The sequence below is a fragment of the Entomomonas asaccharolytica genome (assembly GCF_016653615.1).
GTDB lineage: Bacteria > Pseudomonadota > Gammaproteobacteria > Pseudomonadales > Pseudomonadaceae > Entomomonas > Entomomonas asaccharolytica.
Map to the genome: position 1 here is coordinate 1,495,741 of NZ_CP067393.1, position 17,062 is coordinate 1,512,802.

Here is a 17,062-nt window from a genome sequence, read left to right on the forward strand (position 1 = left end):
GCATGAATTTATCAGCTCCCTTTATTTTTAGATCAGTTGCTACCATGCTATGTAATGTAGCCATACTGCTCCTGGGGATATTATGCTTTAAATTATTACCTGTTGCGCCATTGCCAGAAATGGATTTTCCAGTAATTACAGTAAGTGCCAGTTTGCCAGGTGCTAGCCCTGAAGTGATGGCCTCTACAGTGGCTACTCCTTTAGAGCGAGCTTTTGGTAGTATTTCTGGGGTACAACAAATGAACTCTAGCAGTGGGCAGGGTTCTATGCGGATTATGCTTGTATTTGATTTAAAGCGTAATATTAATGATGCCGCAAGGGATGTTCAAGCTGCCATTAATGCCGCACGTGATTTATTGCCAAGTGGTATGCCTAATAATCCTACGTATCGTAAGATTAACCCTTCGCAAGCCCCTATTTTACTAGTGACCTTAACATCTGATATTTTAAGTAAAGGGCAATTATATGATGTGGCTTCCACTGTAGTGGCGCAAAAAATATCACAAGTCTCAGGTGTGGGTGATGTACAAGTAGGGGGAAGTTCATTGCCTGCAGTAAGGGTAGAGTTAGAGCCTAAATTATTAGCACATTATAATGTTTCTTTATCTGAAGTAAGACAAGCGATTGCCAATTCAAACTTAAGAAAACCTAAAGGCTTTGTAGAAAACGACCGATATCAATGGCAAATTACAGCGAATGACCAATTAACCAAAGCCGAACAATATAAACCTATTGTAATACGTTATGATAACGGTGCAGCCATCCGTTTACAAGATGTGGCAAAGGTTTATGATGCGGTAGAAAATAGGTATAACGCTGGTTACTATAATAATGAAGATGCCATCATCTTAATTATTAATAAAGAATCAGGGGCTAATGTTATTGAGACCATTAAAGGGATCAAAGATACCTTGCCTTTGTTGAAGGCTGTTATTCCATCCAGTGTTGAATTAAATATAACCATGGATCGTTCAGCAGGTATTCAAGCGACACTCACTGAAGCAGAAAACACCCTTATTATTGCAGTTTTTTTGGTTATTCTAGTTGTATTATTATTTTTAGGGCATTGGCGTGCAGCGCTTATTCCTGCTTTAGCGGTACCTGTATCCATTATTGGTACATTTACAGTGATGTATTTATTGGGATTCTCGTTAAACAATCTATCATTAATGGCTTTGATCGTGGCGGCAGGTTTGGTGGTTGACGATGCTATTGTGGTACTGGAAAATATTGCACGTTATATTGATGAAGGAATGAGTCCTTTAGAGGCTGCATTACGAGGCACTAAAGAGGTCGGTTTTACTTTAATATCGATGAATGCATCACTGGTTGCTGTGTTTTTGGCGTTACTCTTTGCTGGTGGTTTACTGTCGCAATTATTTAAAGAGTTTGCTATTACATTATCAGTTACCATTCTGGTTTCATTGCTTGTTTCGCTTACGCTAACCCCCATGTTATGTGCAAGATGGCTAAAGAAACATGACTTAGACAAGAAACCAAGCCGCTGGCAACAGGGGTTTAATAATTTCTTTGCTAAAGTAACAGGTTATTATCGTGTTAGCTTAGGTTGGGCTTTAAGGCATTCTAGGTTAATGTTAATGATTTTATTTATTACTATTGGTATTAATGTCTACTTATATATAGCCATTTCTAAAACCTTATTGCCTGAGCAAGATACTGCGGTCTTGTGGGGATTTATTCGAGGTGACAACGCTATGTCATTTCAAATTATGCAGCCTAAGGTGGACGAGTTGCGTAAGTATGTATTAAGTGATCCAGCAGTGGTGAATGTGGCTGGTTTTATTGGTGGTGGTAATAGTGTTAATAACTCGATGATGGTGGTACGTTTAAAACCAAAGAGTGACCGTAAGGAAAGCGCGCAAGATATTATTAACAGATTACGTGACAATGCACCGAAAGTAGCAGGCGCTAGAATGTTCTTAATGGCTGCTCAGGATATTCAGTTAAATATGCGCCAAAACCAAAGTTCTGATACTGAATACCAATTGCTAGGTGACGATCTTGATCTATTGAGAAAATGGACAATTAAAGTGGCAGACGCTTTTCGAGAAATTCCACAGATTACCAATGTGGATGCTGATGATAATGGTGGGGCGCAGCAAATCTCTTTAACCATCGATCGTGAAATGGCTAAGCGTCTAGGCATAGATATGAGTGAAGTGATGGATGTATTAAATAACTCATTTAGTCAAAGACAAATTTCCACTATTTTTAATAGCCTTAACCAATACCGTGTGGTGATGGAAGTAAATCCTAAATATGCTCAATATCCCGATATGCTTAAGGATTTACAAGTGATTACTAAGGATGGTAAGCGCGTGCCGCTTTCAGCCTTTACCCATTATGATTACAGTTTGCAAAAAGATCGTGTACAGCATGAGGGGCAATTTGCTTCTTCTTATATCTCTTTTGATATAGCAACGGGTGTTAATTTAGATGAAGCTGTTAAAGCAATCGATAGAACCATTGCTTTGTTAAATATTCCAAAAGAAATTCAGGCAAAAATGGGTGGCACAGGTAGTGCTTTTCAATCCACAATGACAGGACAGCCGTTAATGATTCTTATGGCACTGGTAATTGTCTATATTGTATTAGGTATTCTTTATGAGAGTTATATTCATCCTTTAACAATTCTTTCAACATTACCCTCTGCAGGTGTAGGTGCGTTGTTGGCATTAATGATGTTAAATACCCCTTTTAGTCTAATCTCGTTATTAGGATTATTTTTATTAATTGGTATTGTTAAGAAAAATGCTATTTTAATGATTGACCTCGCTTTACAGTTTGAGCGGGAGCAAGGCATGGATTCGCGAACCTCTATTCAAGAGGCTAGTATTCTTAGGTTTAGACCTATTTTAATGACAACTATGGCTGCTATCTTAGGAGCTGTGCCCCTAATGCTTGGTGGTGCTGAGGGTTCGGAGATGCGTCAGCCATTAGGTATTACTATTGTGGGTGGTTTAATTTTGAGTCAATTATTAACTTTATATACCACACCTGTAGTTTATTTATATTTTGACAGCTTAAGTAATTGGTGGCGTCGTCGTCATCCTCAGAAAAATGCTCATGATGTCTCAGGAGAAACAGCATGAACTCAAGATTTTATCTAAAAACTTTATCACTTGTGTTGATAGGTGTATTGACTGGTTGCGCTATTGGCCCTGATTATCAACGACCAACTACAGCACAAGCAGTGGACTTTAAACAGGTAGAAGGGTGGAAGTTGGCTACCCCTGCCGATACCACATTGCCTGAAAGTTGGTGGACCTTATATAACGATGCTGAGTTAAATCAGCTTCAACAAAAATTACTGCTATCCAACCAAAATTTAGCCCAGTACGAAGCTCGTTATCGACAAGCTATTGCTTTAGTGAAAGGGGCTAGAGCAGCCTATTTCCCTACAGTTTCTGCTAATGTTAATTCCACAAGAGCACAGCAGGGTAGAGCTAACACAGTAACTGATCGCTATGACTTAGGCCCTTCTGCCTCTTGGGAACTCGATATTTGGGGTAAGATTCGTCGTCAAGTTGAGTCTGCCAAGGCAGATGCACAAGGTAGCCAAGCAGATCTAGCAGCAGCTAAGTTGAGTTTACAATCTGAATTAGCACAAACTTATTTTCAGCTTAGAATTATGGATATCCATCAACAGTTATTGGATCATACCGTAGAAGCATATAGAAGATCTCTCACATTAACAGAAAATCAATATAATGCAGGAATGGTTGTTAAGTCTGATATGACACAGGCTAGAACACAGCTTAAAAATACCGAAGCACAAGCTATTGATATAAAGTATCAACGCGCACAATTAGAACATGCAATTGCTGTATTAATTGGTGAAGCACCTGCTAATTTTAGTATTAAACCAACCTATCAAGTTCCAGCATTACCTGTTATTCCTAAGGTTTTACCCTCTCAATTATTAGAACGTAGGCCAGATATTGCTTCAGCTGAACAACAGGTTATTTCTGCCAATGCTCAAATCGGTGTAGCTAAAGCTGCATGGTTTCCAGATTTAACCTTATCAGCCAGTGCAGGATATGCCAGTAATAGCTTTAGTCATTGGATTAATAGCCCAAATCGTTATTGGTCATTAGGGCCACAGTTTGCTATGACATTATTTGATGGTGGTTTAATTCGTTCTCGCTATGAGCAAGCGGAAGCTGCTTATGATGAGAAAGTAGCAAACTATCGTCAAACAGTATTAAATAGTTTTAGAGAAGTAGAAGATTATCTTGTACAACTCTATATTATGGAACAAGAATCTGTTGTGCAAAAAGAAGCAACAGATTCAGCAAAAGAGTCACTACAGCTAATTACTAACCAATATGAAGCAGGTATGATCGATTACCTTAATGTGGCATCTGCCCAGTATTCAGCATTGAATACGGAAAGAACAGGTATTACTTTATTGGGTAATCAACTGACCGCCAGTGTTCAATTAATTGCTGCTATTGGTGGTGGATGGACGACTAAAGATTTAACTAAGGAATAAGAATAATGATAGTACCTAATTATTGGGCAGAAGCTATTGTTAAATACAATCAAGGTGGCCGCAGAGTCACCATTAAACGTTTTGGCTGGTCTGATATTAGCCAAGAAGATGCACAAAAGGAAGCACAAAGTCGTGCTGATGAGGCTTTAAATGCTTGGCTAGAAGGTAAACTAATTACCCTACATGAGAAAAAAATAAACTATAACGGTGCGGATGGGCTACCCATTAGAGAACAGGTGATTAGTCGGCATAACGATGTTGTCATTACTAGAAATAGTTATGGTGCATTATGTTTGAATACGCCTGATGTAATGTTTGCAGATATTGATTTTGAAGAAAATTTTTTAATACAGGGTAATTGTTTATCACCCATTTTATATTTTATTTTTGTAATAGCTTTTATAGTTAGTCTAATAAAAGGACATTATGAAGCAGCAGCGTTATTTGCTGGATTATGCTGTTTGCTCTTTCTAGTGAACAAAATAAGAAAAAAAGTAGCCAAGCCTATTGAAGATAAAAAGACTAAAATCATTGATAACTATTTAAAAAAGATAGAGTTATTTTTAGAAAAATATCCGAAATGGGGGATCAGGGTTTATGAAACACCTGCTGGATTACGTTTATTAATTACCCATAGAACGATGTTGCCTGATGATTCAGAAGTAAGCTTATTTTTTAAATTAATGAAAGTTGACCCTGTCTATGCAAGAATGTGTAAAAATCAACAATGTTTTAGGGCAAGAGTAAGTGCTAAACCTTGGCGAATTGATATGAATTCACATATCAAGCCACGTCCAGGCGTTTGGCCTGTTAAGGAACAATATATGGCTACCCGTGAAGATTGGGTAGCACAATATAATAAGAAAGCTGAAAATTTTGCAGCCTGTCGTTTCATTAAAAGTATAGGAAACGCTACAGTAGATAATAAAGTTGCTGAAATTATTACATTACATGATGAGTTAAGTAAGGCCAATACAGATTTAGCCATTGCTTAATATTTTTATCAGCCTAATGTCTATTACAATTTAAATCGAAATCTTTTAGGATAGATTCTTAAATAAAATAAAGGAGATAATAATGAAAACTACTTTAACACTTATTACTGGTGGATTATTAGCGTTGCAAGTTCATGCTGCTAGTATCGAAGTACCTATGCATGTGGCAACGGAAAAAGGGGTAGGTGACTCCATTGGTACTGTTACCATCACTGAAACAGAGTATGGTTTATTATTTACACCTAATTTAAAAGGGCTTGAGCCAGCAGGTATGCGTGGTTTTCATATCCATGAAAAAGCTAGTTGTGAACCTGCTGAAAAAGATGGCAAAATGCAAGCTGCTTTAGCAGCAGGTGGGCATTTTGATCCTACTAAAACAGATAAACATTTAGGCCCATATGATAAAGACGGGCATTTAGGTGATATACCACCGCTTTATATAGCCCAAGATGGTACAGCTACTTATCCAGTGTTAGCACCACGTATTAAAAAGCTAGATGAGATTAAAAATACGGCAATAATGGTTCATGCAGGTGGTGATAACAATAGTGATCATCCAATGCCTTTAGGTGGCGGTGGCGCACGTTTTGCTTGTGGTATTATTAAATAATAGCTGTTGTTTTAATAACGGTTGTTTAGAAAAGGATGATTATCATAAATCATCCTTTTTTTTCTAATAGTTTATACAACAGTGATCTAATGTCTTTATACAGTTACATGGCTTATAATATGCCCCACATATTATTCACTTCTAGGTACTATTTTAATTATCATGGAACGACGTACGCGTATTACTGTACTGCTTGATAAGGTTACTTTTGAAGATAATGCACTGCGTAAATTAGGCTATATCATGGCCTTTATCGCTGGCGCAGTAAATGCAGGTGGTTTTTTTGCTATTGGTTATTACACTTCCCATGTAACAGGTGAAGTGTCTGCTATGGCAGATCATCTGGTATTAGGCGATATTCAGATAGTTATTTTATTTTTTTGCATGTTACTCTGCTTTATTGGTGGAGCTATGCATTCAACATGGTTAATTATTTGGGCAAGACGTAGCCGTTTTCGTAGTGGTTATGGTATTTCTATGTGTGTGGAGTCATTTATCCTTTTACTCTTTGGTATACTAGGAATGACACTAGGTACACAATGGGAATTTTTATTTTTTTCGCCTACCATTATGTTGTTGTGTTTTATCATGGGTATGCATAACACAGTTATTACCATCTTTTCTAACGGTTTATTGCGCAGTACCCATATGACGGGAATTGCTACTGATATTGGTATTGAACTGTCAAAAGCCATATACTTTCATAAAAACCCACTTAAAAAAGTCGCAGCCATTAAAACTAATAGAAGTAAATTAATATTATTTATTGGGATTTTATTCTATTTCTTTATCGGAGGAATTATTGGGGCTTTAGGTTTTAGGCACCTTGGATTTCAATTTGTTTTGCCTCTAGCTATTTTATTATTTGTTTGGGGTGCTCGATCTGTCTATTATGACTTAAGGGCACGTACACGTTTAAGGAATTATAAAAGAGGTAATTTAGAAACAGCAAAGCCCAAATAATATTGAGCTATGCCGTGAATTATTTTTTAAAAGAATCTTTACGAATAGCAATATAAACCATAATAAAGCTTACACCTTGCATTAACAGATCAACACCTATCATAATACCAAAAATTGTACCACTGACAGGCCATGCAGCAATAATAATGATACCGAATAAGATATTTAAAAAGCCTGTAAGATAGAGCCACTGGCTACCAACCATCTTACGTAGTTTATAACTATAAAATAAACGGCTAATACCAAATGCTATTAATAATATGGCTAACAGTAAAGCAAGGTAAAGTGCAGACTCCATAGGAATGATAAGTAAGCAAATACCTGCTACTAGGTAGATTACAGACCATAATATAGAAAGTATAAAAACAGTGGTTGTTTGTTTAGCATAAAAGCTATGAAATAATTGGATCAGACCCGTTGCAATTAAAAAGCCACCTAAGAAATACATGGCTACAATAGTGGTAATAAAACTATAAGTTAATGCAAACAAACCACCTACGACTAACAGTATCCCTAAAATAAGGAACCAAATACGATTCATTTGTAGCTTTTGTATTAGCTCTGGGTATTGGTTGTCATTCAACATAATAAGAATCCTTTTAAGATTATTTATATCTTAGAGAGAAAAGTTCACTAGATAGTTCTTCAATTGCTTGCAAATACTATGTCTAAATATTAAGTAGGAGTATATGTACAAATTATTACATTGCCTGTATGGTAAAAATTAAACTTTTTATCCCATTGTTAAGTCTTATAAGCATATTTGCCTCTAAGAAATTGTATTGTTATGTTAAAACGTATTGTGCTGTTATCTCTATTATGCATTAGTTCAATCAGTCTAGTAATCGCTGAAGAACAACCGCTATATGATTTTTTACAAGCTTCTAATAAAGTAACTTTATTTACGCAGGGTGTAACTTTACCCAATGATGGAGTGGAACATAACCAACAGAATGAAGTATTAAAGAGAATCACCTTTGCTAATGATATTGATGAACCATCCATTGCCATACACTTTAAGCAAGCAACTAATCTAATCAATCAAAAAGCACTAAGCTTACGTATTCAAAATGCCATGGACTGGGATTTAAGATTATATGTGGATATTAAAGATACTTCCCAAACAACATTACTGCGAGCGACAATCGCACTACCTGCTGGCCCTGCTCAAAACTTACTTATTCCGCTTAAACAAACCTCTGGACGAGTATGGGGAATGCGAGAGGGTTTATCTTCACCATGGCAAAAAGATAATACACGTTATTTGCTACCTATGAGTGTGGTAGGTAAATTAGATACTAGTAAAATAGCTAGTATTACCCTATCAATGGCAAAACCAGCTATCCCACAAAGTATCTTAATAAGTAATATTAAGGCTATTGATAGTGATGCAGAGTATATGGCCTATCATCATTTGCTAGATAAATATGGTCAAAATAATACAGTTAATTGGCCAGATAAAATAACCAGTGATAAGCAATTACAGCAAGTGGCTCAAGCTGAACAAGCTCAATTAGAAGACTGGTTAAGTCATCAATTAATACAAGATAAATTTGGTGGTTTAGATGCTAAACCCCAATTTAAAGCCACTGGCTATTTTCGAACAGAAAAACATAACGGTAGATGGTATTTGGTTTCACCAGAAGGGCATGCATTTATTTCTTTGGGTATTAATACAGTAGTACCAGATCAAAGCCAAACCTATATAACAGGGCGTGAATTTATGTTTGCTTCATTACCTGAACAAAATAAGCCATTGGCTAATTATTATGGCCATGCTGATACTAACAGTGGTAATGCTGCACAAGGCGGTAGAGGAATAGATAAGGGGCAATGGTATGACTTTTACCAAGCCAATATGTATCGGGTACATGGTAAGGATGTAGTAAAAAACTGGCGTGAGCGTACCATAAATCGTTTTAAAGCATGGGGATTTAATACCATTGGTAATTGGAGTGATAAACAGCTAATTGCAGAAAAACGTTTACCCTATACCATGCCTATTTTAATTAAGGGGGATTATGCCAGTGTGCCATCGGGCATGGACTGGTGGGGATTTATGCCTGATACCTTTGACCCGAAGTTTACTGAAGCGGTGGAAAGAGCAGTGAAGTTAGCCACTAAAAATAGAGTAAATGATCCGTGGTTAGTGGGATATTTTGCAGATAATGAATTATCATGGGGTGGGCTAGATAACATACCTGCAGCTCACTATGCTCTAGCCATTAATTCATTAAGTAGAAATGCTGAAAGCCCAGCAAAGCAGGCATTTATAAAACAACTAAAAAATAAATATAAAGATATTGATAAGCTAGCAAATGCTTGGGGAGTAGCTATAAACGCATGGCAGGATATTGAGCAACAGGGTTATAGAGCACCTTTACCAACTGCTAAATACCCAGCAATTAGTGAAGATTATAGTATTTTCTTAACCAACTATGCAGATAATTATTTCAAAACAGTAAAAGAGATGATTTATAAATATGATCCTAACCATTTATTTTTAGGTAATCGATTTGCTGTTAAATTACCTGAAGTAATAACTTCTTGCGCTAAATACTGTGATGTAATTAGTTTTAATACTTATACGCTGTTAGCAAGTCAGGGGTATGACACGGAATTAGTAGCCAGTTTAGACAGGCCGATAATGATTAGTGAATTTACTTTTGGTTCTAAAACGACTGGCGCTTTATGGTCTGGTCCTGTAGCTGTTGCCGATGATAAAGTACGTGCTGATAGTTATCAGCAGTTTGTTAAAAATGCTTTTGAAGACCCTCATATGGTTGGGGTACATTGGTTCCAATATATAGATCAGCCTCTTACAGGGCGCTTGCTAGATGGTGAAAACGGCAATATGGGGTTGGTTGCTATTACAGATGTGCCTTTTCATCAGTTTATTAAGCAAGTAAGGCAAGCTAATTTAGCTGTTGCAGCGTGGATATTAAATAAATTGTAAACTAATAGCTTAATTTTTAGTCATTAGTCTGTACAATAGCAGTAGTTTTTGTATGGAAATAGTAATGATGTCAAACAAGCGTATTTATTTTGAAACCAATGTAGTAGAAGTTAAACCAGATGAAACGGTATTAGATGGTTTTGTTCGTAGTGGCGTTTCAATTCCTTTTTCGTGTCGTGGTGGTTCTTGTCAAACCTGTGCTGTACGTTGTTTAGAGGGTGATATTCCCGCTGATGCACAACTTGGTTTATCAGACTATCAAAAAGAAAAGGGTTATATATTAACTTGTCGTTGTATTCCAACTACAGATATGACCATTGCCCCATTAAGCCCTGATGATGTTATCACTGATGCCTTCTTAATGGCTGTAGAGCAACCGACAGCGGCACATCCTAAATATCGTTTTACAATCGAATTGGGAAGAAGCCGCAAGTTTGAAATAGGCGATACCTTTAAAATCATCGATGGTACAAACGATGAACCAGTTGTTAAAGTGGTAGCAACTGATGGCGACTGGGTGCTTACTGTTGAACTATTAGCTGATACAGCCCCTGCAACACTCACTTGGTTACAAGGTGAATTACAACCTGATACGATGATTCAAATTCGTGGCCCCTACTCACAACAAATACCGATGTGGTTAACGGAAGAAAAACCAGATCCAGAACCGAATTTAGAGGTGTGGCATCAGTTAGATGATGGTGCAAAGGTAAGAACGGTATTAATCGATTTTTATGATCGCGTGTATGAAGATGAACGGTTAGCCCCTTTTTTTGCTAATGTGAGCAAAACACGCCTAGTTGAAAAACAATTTTCTTTTATGAAATACTTGTTCACCCGTGAACATGTTCATTTTGGCCAACGTCCTCGTAATTTACATCATTGGATGGTGATTTCTGATGATTTAATGGATCATCGTCGTACTATTTTAGATGATACCTTTAAAGATCATGGTTTAACCGATGAGCAACGCCATGTGTGGCACCAGTATGAGGAAAAATTCCGTCAAGATGTGGTAAAAGATAAGCCTTGGCCGATTAAAGTGGGTGATGAGTTTATTGACTTAGAAGCATTTGATAAAGAAGTGTTATCTTGTGCTACAGTATGCGACCACTGTGGTGAACCAGTCGATGAGGGTACAGAGGTAATCTACCATCGTCGCACAGGTAAAATTAGTTGCCCTAGTTGTAGTAAATAAATTTAATTTGATATTGTGGAAAAAATTAATGAATAATTATTTAGAAACCCTGTATCCAGATTATGGTCAACGTTTTAGTGTTGATGAAATGTTATTTGAAACACAAACAGACCATCAAAAATTAGTTATTTTTCGTAACGGGAAAATGGGTACAGTAATGGCCTTAGATGGTGTTATTCAAACCACTGAGGCAGATGAGTTTATTTATCATGAAATGATGGCACATCTTCCCATTATGGCGCATGGTAATATAAAAAGTGTATTAATTATTGGTGGCGGTGACGGTGGAATGTTACGTGAGGTTTGTCGCCATGCAACCATAGAAAAAATTACTATGGTAGAGATTGATAGAGGAGTTATTGATCTTTGTACTCAATATTTACCTAATCACTCGGCAGGTGCTTATCAAGATCCTCGATTAGAACTTGTGATTGGCGATGGTATGGAGTTTGTAGCTAATACATCACAACGCTATGATGTAATTATTTCAGATTCTACTGACCCTATTGGCCCTGCTGAAGTGTTATTTACGGAAAATTTTTATCAAGCATGTCATCGCTGTTTAACGGAAAGAGGGGTATTAGTTACTCAAAATGGTACACCTTTTATGCAGTTGGACGAGGTAAAGAGTACAGCAAATAAAATGCAAGGTTTGTTCGCAGATTGGCATTTTTATCGTGCCGCAGTACCTACTTATATTGGTGGCGATATGACTTTTGCTTGGGGAAGTAAGGATAAAGGATTACGTTATACTTCTCTTGAGGAATTAAAGGCTCGTTTTGCTAAAGCTAATATTAAAACGCGTTATTATAATCCTGCTGTACATTATGCAGCATTTGCTTTACCACAATATGTATTAGAAGCGATTGGTAAACAAAATAATGATTAAAAAATTATCCCCTTAGTTTTCGCTAAGGGGATAAAATTATTATTTATATTTGATGCCTGAGTTCATTTCAGAGCGTTTATAGTCTGGTAAGCACCATACTTCACCCCAATCAAAAAACTCTTTTTCGTCTTTAAAAGGGCGTCCTAACTGAATTCTGTATTCAATTAAAGCAAGTAATACAGCTTCATCAACCGTTGCATTCGATGACCAACCTGCTGCTGAACGATCTGAGTGAGCTGGAACGATAGTGATTTTTACTTCAGTTAAAATACCATTATCAATATATAAACCTAGTGTACAAGGGCATTCACTAAATTCTATATCCTCAAAAAACATCCATTCAGTGCCATTTTTATAATCAATATTAGAACGATAAAGAGGCGTTAAAACAGTACCTATTTCCTCTCTAGTCGTACCTTTTTTAAGTATTATAGGGTAGTTCTTTATTGTTACTGATCCATCTTGTTTATTAATCTGTAAAGTATTTTTGTTCATCATAACTAACTTACCTGTTTTATCCATAAAGATGTAACATATTATAACAAGTGTAATATAACAATACCTTGTGTTTTGTCATTATTTTTCAGCTATTTTTCCCTAATCATAGTTATTAATAATAATTGATATTGATTATTTATCTTAATATACTGTTCAGCATTTATTAACCAAGTAACACGACATGTTAAGAGTAAGCTCACTATGAAAAAGAAAGCATTGTTGTTGTATTCAACCATTGATGGTCAGACATTTGCAATCATCTCTAAAATAGTTTTACGCATGACGGAAGAAGCTGAAGATATCGAACATGAAGTTTATGATTTATGGAAAATGCCAGAATTAGATTTGAATGAGTACTCTACTATCCTAATGGGAGCAGCCATTCGCTATAATAAATTTGATAAACCTTTCTTAAATTTTATTAAAAAGAATTATAAAGCGTTAAATGAGAAAAATTCGGCTTTCTTTTGTGTTAATTTAACAGCAAGAAAGCCAGGAAAAGACACACCAGAAACGAATGGTTATGCCCGTAGATTTTTAGCAAAAACGCCATGGAAACCCAATTTAAAAGCTGTTTTTGCAGGCTCTCTACGTTATCCACGCTATAGTTGGTATGATAAGATTTTAATCAAGTTTATTATGTGGATGGATGGTGAAAAACAAGATTTAAGTAAAGAGTATAATTATACTAATTGGCAAAAAGTGGATGAGTTTGCGCAACAGTTTATCGCTTTAGCACGTAAATAGTAATATTGATACTGAATAAAAGGTTCAATTATTTGAACCTTTTGTTGTTTTAGTTATTAACTTTATGTTTTAAGGATAATTTAATGACAGAAAAGCCAGTTGTTGCTGCCTTTGATTTTGATGTTACTATTACTAAAAAAGACACCTTTGTTCCCTTTCTTTATTGGGCTTTTGGTAAAGTAAAGGTTTATAAAGCATTTATTAAATTACTACCTGAAGCTGTTAAGGTAGTATTAAAAATATCTAATAGAGATTCTTTTAAAGAAAAAATAGTGGCAGAGTTATTTACAGGACAATCTGTTAAGCATTTGAAAGTACTGGGGGCAGGCTATGCCAGTTCTTTTACCCCTTTAATCAGACCCAAGGCACTTAAACGTATTAAATGGCATAAAGAACAAGGACACCGCCTAGTAATGGTAAGTGCTTCGTTAAACCTCTATTTAGAAAAAGCAGCAAAAGATTTAGGCTTTGATGATTTACTCTGTACCACACTAAAAGAACAAGACGATATATTTACAGGTAAATTGCAGGGTGCGAACTGTCGTTGCCAAGAGAAAGTTAATCGCTTGCAGGGATTATTGGGTGATTTATCACTCTATGAACTTTATGCGTATGGTGATTCTGCGGGTGATGAGCAGATGTTAGAGGTTGCTAACCATGCTAATTTTCGTGCTCTTGAGTAAGTAATATATCAGCTATAGTGTTACAGATATTATTAAAAATAAATGCTTTGAACTGATATTATCGTTTATTTGTGATTATTGATGAAAATAGAGCCTTAGAGAATAAGGCTCTATTGTTACTTGTTGTTAATCGTTCTTGTCGGTATTTTTACCTTCAAGACGTGATTCATACCATAGCGCATTGACAACAGCGAGTAATACAGCGAAGCCAACACCTAAAAACCAAGCAAAATACCACATAATGCTTCTCCTTAATATAAAGTCTTGTCGTTTGCTTCGATATATTCAGCATTTAATTTACCACGCATAACATAGTAAGACCATGCTGTATAACCTAAAACCATAGGTACGAAAATAAGTACTACGATTAGCATCACGATTAAGGTGTAATAGCTTGATGAACCATCCCATAAAGTAATACTCATGCTAGGATTAACTGTAGATGGTAGTACAAATGGGAATAGTGCAACAGCAGCTGTTAAAATGGTACAGGCAATAGCTAATGATGAGGTTACAAAAGCTAATAAAGTGCGTTTAATTGCTTGTAAACCTAATGTCGCTAGAACCATTACATAAGCAAGTATTGGTATAAGCCATAAAGCAGGAACTGCTTTATAGTTATTTAGCCATGCGCCTTCTTCAACATGAGCCGTTTTCATTAATGGATTAATCACTTCTTTAGGATCTGGCATAGTATCAATTACAATACCTTTTAAGAAAAATACCCATACACCTGCAATACTGAAACATACAAGCATTAGGATACCTACAATACGAGCAACTTTTATTACCCGCGCTTGTAATGCGCCTTCAGTACGATGTGCTAAGAAAGTAGCCCCTTGTAATGTTAATAAGGTGAAACTTACTACACCACAAATGATGGCAAATGGATGCAGTAATTGAAAGAAGTTACCATCATAGAATGAGCGCATATTGTCATCTAAATGGAATGGAATACCTAATAATAGGTTACCAAAAGCCACCCCAAATAATAATGAAGGAATCGCACTACCTACAAAAATGCCCCAATCCCAATTTCTACGCCATTTATCATTGGCTATTTTGGAACGATATTCAAAGCCAACTGGGCGAAAGAATAGGGAAGCTAACAAAAGTAGCATAGCCCAATATAGACCAGAGAAAGCAATTGAATAAACCACAGGCCATGCAGCAAATACACCAGCACCTGCTGTAATAAACCATACTTGGTTACCATCCCAGTGTGGCGCCACACTATTGATCATAACACGACGTTCGTTATCATTTTTTCCTAAGAAAGGAAGCAAAGTACCGACACCCATATCGTGTCCATCCATGATGGCAAAGCCGATTAATACAACCCCAACTATTAGCCACCAGATCAGTTTTAGTATTTCATAATCTAACATGATTTATCTCCTTGCATCCTACTTAACTGGTTCAGTTAGTACAACAGGGCCTAAGCGAGCATATTTAAACATCAAATACATCTCTGCTACGAGTAAGCCTGTATAGAACACAACAAAGCCAATTAATGATGCTAGTACAGAACCTGCACCAACAGAAGAAGGCGACAGATAAGTAGGTAATACACCAAATACAGTCCAAGGTTGACGACCATATTCAGCTAGGAACCAACCACACATAATGGCAACCCATGGTAATGGAATGGCGTATAAGCAAAATTTAAGAAACCAACGTTTTTCTTGCATGGTGTCTTTAATAGAAAGACGGAACGCATAGATAAACATAAAGATAAACAGGAAGCCTAAGGCAACCATTACACGGAATGACCAGAATAGAGGTGTAACTTTAGGTACACTATCATGAGCAGCCTGTGTAATAATGGCAGGTGTTGCATCTTCCACTTTTTCAACGTATTGGTGAACAAGTAGACCATAACCCAAATCTGCTTGATGTGCTTGCAGTTGTTTTGTTGCAGCAGCATGCTCAGTTGTTTTGGTTTTATCTTTTAGAATATTTAAAGCTTTAACTGCTTCAATACCACTGATAATACGTTGCTCATTTTGGGTGCGGATATCTTTGATACCTGGTAGTTTAGTATCGAAAGAACGAGTGCTGATAATACCTAACACATAAGGAATTCTGATTTCATAATGGTTAGTTTCAGCCTCCTCATCAGGAATAGCAAATAGGGTAAAGCCAGCTGGAGCTTCTTCAGTTTCCCACATGCCTTCTAGTGCGGCTAATTTAGATTTTTGAGATTGGGTAACAGAGTACCCTGATTCATCACCTAAAATTACTACACTTAAGGAAGAAGCAATACCAAAGGCAGCAGCAATACAGAAAGAGCGTTTAGCAAATTCTATATGTTTACCTTTTAATAAATACCAGCCTGAGATACCAAGTACAAACATTGAGCCTGTCACATAGCCTGCAGAAACCGTATGGACAAATTTCTCTTGTGCCATTGGATTAAAGACGATATCAACGAAACTATTTAACTCCATACGCATAGTAATAGGGTTAAAGTGTGCGCCAAGAGGATCTTGCATCCAGCCATTAGCAATCAATATCAATACAGCAGAAAGGTTGGAGCCTAGTGCTAGTAAGATAGTGACCATTAGGTGTTTACCTTTGGATAGTCTATTCCAACCAAAGAAGAATAAGCCAATCATGGTGGATTCTAAGAAGAATGCCATTAAACCTTCAATAGCCAAGGGTGCACCAAAGATATCACCCACATAATGAGAATAATACGCCCAGTTCGTACCAAACTGGAATTCCATAGTAATACCCGTAGTAACCCCTAGAGCAAAGTTAATTCCAAAGAGTTTTCCCCAGAATTTAGTCATCTCCTTGTAAATTTCTTTACCAGTAATAACATAAACAGATTCCATAATAACTAGAATCCATACCAACCCTAGCGTTAAGGGTACAAAGATAAAGTGATACATCCCAGTGATTGCAAACTGCAATCTGGCAAGATCAACAGCACTACCGTCTATCATGATTTAGCTCCTTCTGATAAAGACTGATCTGATTGCTCGTTATAAGTGTTGTGAAT

Annotated in this window: 15 protein-coding genes; 10 read left to right on the top strand and 5 right to left on the bottom strand. The window is 36.5% G+C overall.

Annotated elements, in window-relative coordinates; translation table 11 throughout:
• Positions 1-2: 2 nt before the first annotated feature.
• The 5 genes from JHT90_RS06985 to JHT90_RS07005 all read left to right on the top strand — a co-directional run bounded on the left by JHT90_RS06985 (position 3) and on the right by JHT90_RS07005 (position 7,084).
• Positions 3-3,113, top strand: coding sequence for an efflux RND transporter permease subunit (locus JHT90_RS06985; RefSeq protein WP_201095509.1), 3,111 nt, complete (start codon positions 3-5; stop codon positions 3,111-3,113).
• Positions 3,110-4,516, top strand: a complete 1,407-nt coding sequence (locus JHT90_RS06990) for an efflux transporter outer membrane subunit (RefSeq protein ID WP_201095511.1) — start codon at positions 3,110-3,112, stop codon at positions 4,514-4,516. Before JHT90_RS06985 ends, JHT90_RS06990 begins: the two co-directional genes overlap by 4 nt.
• A 5-nt stretch (positions 4,517-4,521) precedes the next feature.
• Positions 4,522-5,511 (top strand): hypothetical protein, encoded by a 990-nt coding sequence (locus JHT90_RS06995; protein ID WP_201095513.1) that lies wholly within the window; start codon positions 4,522-4,524, stop codon positions 5,509-5,511.
• An 82-nt stretch (positions 5,512-5,593) separates the two neighbouring features.
• The gene (gene sodC, locus JHT90_RS07000) at positions 5,594-6,121 is read left to right on the top strand and encodes a superoxide dismutase family protein (protein WP_201095515.1); all 528 of its coding nucleotides are present in this window, start codon (positions 5,594-5,596) and stop codon (positions 6,119-6,121) included.
• A gap of 162 nt (positions 6,122-6,283) precedes the next feature.
• Complete coding sequence (locus JHT90_RS07005; RefSeq protein WP_201095518.1) at positions 6,284-7,084, top strand: YoaK family protein; 801 nt, start codon at positions 6,284-6,286, stop codon at positions 7,082-7,084.
• Between the two features lie 19 nt (positions 7,085-7,103).
• Here JHT90_RS07005 and JHT90_RS07010 read toward each other — a convergent pair whose 3' ends face one another.
• The gene (locus tag JHT90_RS07010; protein WP_201095520.1) at positions 7,104-7,670 is read right to left on the bottom strand and encodes an HdeD family acid-resistance protein; all 567 of its coding nucleotides are present in this window, start codon (positions 7,668-7,670) and stop codon (positions 7,104-7,106) included.
• Positions 7,671-7,871: 201 nt separating this feature from the next.
• Here JHT90_RS07010 and JHT90_RS07015 point away from each other — a divergent pair, with 201 nt between their 5' ends.
• The 3 genes from JHT90_RS07015 (at position 7,872) to speE (ending at position 12,127) form a co-directional block, all read left to right on the top strand.
• Positions 7,872-10,040 (top strand): beta-galactosidase, encoded by a 2,169-nt coding sequence (locus JHT90_RS07015; RefSeq protein WP_201095522.1) that lies wholly within the window; start codon positions 7,872-7,874, stop codon positions 10,038-10,040.
• 64 nt (positions 10,041-10,104) lie between these two features.
• A complete protein-coding gene (locus tag JHT90_RS07020) occupies positions 10,105-11,238 on the top strand; it encodes a 2Fe-2S iron-sulfur cluster-binding protein (protein ID WP_201095524.1) in 1,134 nt (377 codons plus the stop codon).
• A gap of 28 nt (positions 11,239-11,266) precedes the next feature.
• The gene (speE, locus tag JHT90_RS07025; RefSeq protein ID WP_201095525.1) at positions 11,267-12,127 is read left to right on the top strand and encodes a polyamine aminopropyltransferase; all 861 of its coding nucleotides are present in this window, start codon (positions 11,267-11,269) and stop codon (positions 12,125-12,127) included.
• 39 nt (positions 12,128-12,166) lie between these two features.
• On the opposite strand, the gene JHT90_RS07030 is transcribed toward speE, so the two are convergent.
• The gene (locus tag JHT90_RS07030; protein WP_201095526.1) at positions 12,167-12,625 is read right to left on the bottom strand and encodes a hypothetical protein; all 459 of its coding nucleotides are present in this window, start codon (positions 12,623-12,625) and stop codon (positions 12,167-12,169) included.
• A gap of 201 nt (positions 12,626-12,826) precedes the next feature.
• On the opposite strand from JHT90_RS07030, the gene hemG reads away from it, so the two are divergent.
• Both hemG and JHT90_RS07040 read left to right on the top strand, forming a co-directional pair.
• Positions 12,827-13,372, top strand: coding sequence for a menaquinone-dependent protoporphyrinogen IX dehydrogenase (hemG, locus tag JHT90_RS07035; protein WP_201095527.1), 546 nt, complete (start codon positions 12,827-12,829; stop codon positions 13,370-13,372).
• Positions 13,373-13,455: 83 nt separating this feature from the next.
• Positions 13,456-14,055: an HAD-IB family hydrolase gene (locus JHT90_RS07040; protein WP_201095528.1), complete on the top strand. Its 600-nt coding sequence runs from the start codon at positions 13,456-13,458 to the stop codon at positions 14,053-14,055.
• A gap of 126 nt (positions 14,056-14,181) precedes the next feature.
• Here JHT90_RS07040 and cydX read toward each other — a convergent pair whose 3' ends face one another.
• Genes cydX through JHT90_RS07055 form a run of 3 tightly spaced genes read right to left on the bottom strand, consistent with a single transcriptional unit; the run spans position 14,182 to position 17,006 of the window.
• The gene (gene cydX, locus JHT90_RS07045) at positions 14,182-14,295 is read right to left on the bottom strand and encodes a cytochrome bd-I oxidase subunit CydX (protein ID WP_201095529.1); all 114 of its coding nucleotides are present in this window, start codon (positions 14,293-14,295) and stop codon (positions 14,182-14,184) included.
• A gap of 11 nt (positions 14,296-14,306) precedes the next feature.
• Positions 14,307-15,443, bottom strand: a complete 1,137-nt coding sequence (cydB, locus tag JHT90_RS07050; RefSeq protein ID WP_201095530.1) for a cytochrome d ubiquinol oxidase subunit II — start codon at positions 15,441-15,443, stop codon at positions 14,307-14,309.
• 18 nt (positions 15,444-15,461) lie between these two features.
• Positions 15,462-17,006: a cytochrome ubiquinol oxidase subunit I gene (locus JHT90_RS07055; protein ID WP_201095532.1), complete on the bottom strand. Its 1,545-nt coding sequence runs from the start codon at positions 17,004-17,006 to the stop codon at positions 15,462-15,464.
• Positions 17,007-17,062 lie beyond the last annotated feature (56 nt).

Coding starts and splice junctions, on each gene's coding strand:
- JHT90_RS06985 (WP_201095509.1), top strand. CDS start 3: ATGAATTTATCAGCTCCCTTTATTTTTAGATCAGTTGCTACCATGCTA.
- JHT90_RS06990 (WP_201095511.1), top strand. CDS start 3,110: ATGAACTCAAGATTTTATCTAAAAACTTTATCACTTGTGTTGATAGGT.
- JHT90_RS06995 (WP_201095513.1), top strand. CDS start 4,522: ATGATAGTACCTAATTATTGGGCAGAAGCTATTGTTAAATACAATCAA.
- sodC (WP_201095515.1), top strand. CDS start 5,594: ATGAAAACTACTTTAACACTTATTACTGGTGGATTATTAGCGTTGCAA.
- JHT90_RS07005 (WP_201095518.1), top strand. CDS start 6,284: ATGGAACGACGTACGCGTATTACTGTACTGCTTGATAAGGTTACTTTT.
- JHT90_RS07010 (WP_201095520.1), bottom strand. CDS start 7,670: ATGTTGAATGACAACCAATACCCAGAGCTAATACAAAAGCTACAAATG.
- JHT90_RS07015 (WP_201095522.1), top strand. CDS start 7,872: ATGTTAAAACGTATTGTGCTGTTATCTCTATTATGCATTAGTTCAATC.
- JHT90_RS07020 (WP_201095524.1), top strand. CDS start 10,105: ATGATGTCAAACAAGCGTATTTATTTTGAAACCAATGTAGTAGAAGTT.
- speE (WP_201095525.1), top strand. CDS start 11,267: ATGAATAATTATTTAGAAACCCTGTATCCAGATTATGGTCAACGTTTT.
- JHT90_RS07030 (WP_201095526.1), bottom strand. CDS start 12,625: ATGATGAACAAAAATACTTTACAGATTAATAAACAAGATGGATCAGTA.
- hemG (WP_201095527.1), top strand. CDS start 12,827: ATGAAAAAGAAAGCATTGTTGTTGTATTCAACCATTGATGGTCAGACA.
- JHT90_RS07040 (WP_201095528.1), top strand. CDS start 13,456: ATGACAGAAAAGCCAGTTGTTGCTGCCTTTGATTTTGATGTTACTATT.
- cydX (WP_201095529.1), bottom strand. CDS start 14,295: ATGTGGTATTTTGCTTGGTTTTTAGGTGTTGGCTTCGCTGTATTACTC.
- cydB (WP_201095530.1), bottom strand. CDS start 15,443: ATGTTAGATTATGAAATACTAAAACTGATCTGGTGGCTAATAGTTGGG.
- JHT90_RS07055 (WP_201095532.1), bottom strand. CDS start 17,006: ATGATAGACGGTAGTGCTGTTGATCTTGCCAGATTGCAGTTTGCAATC.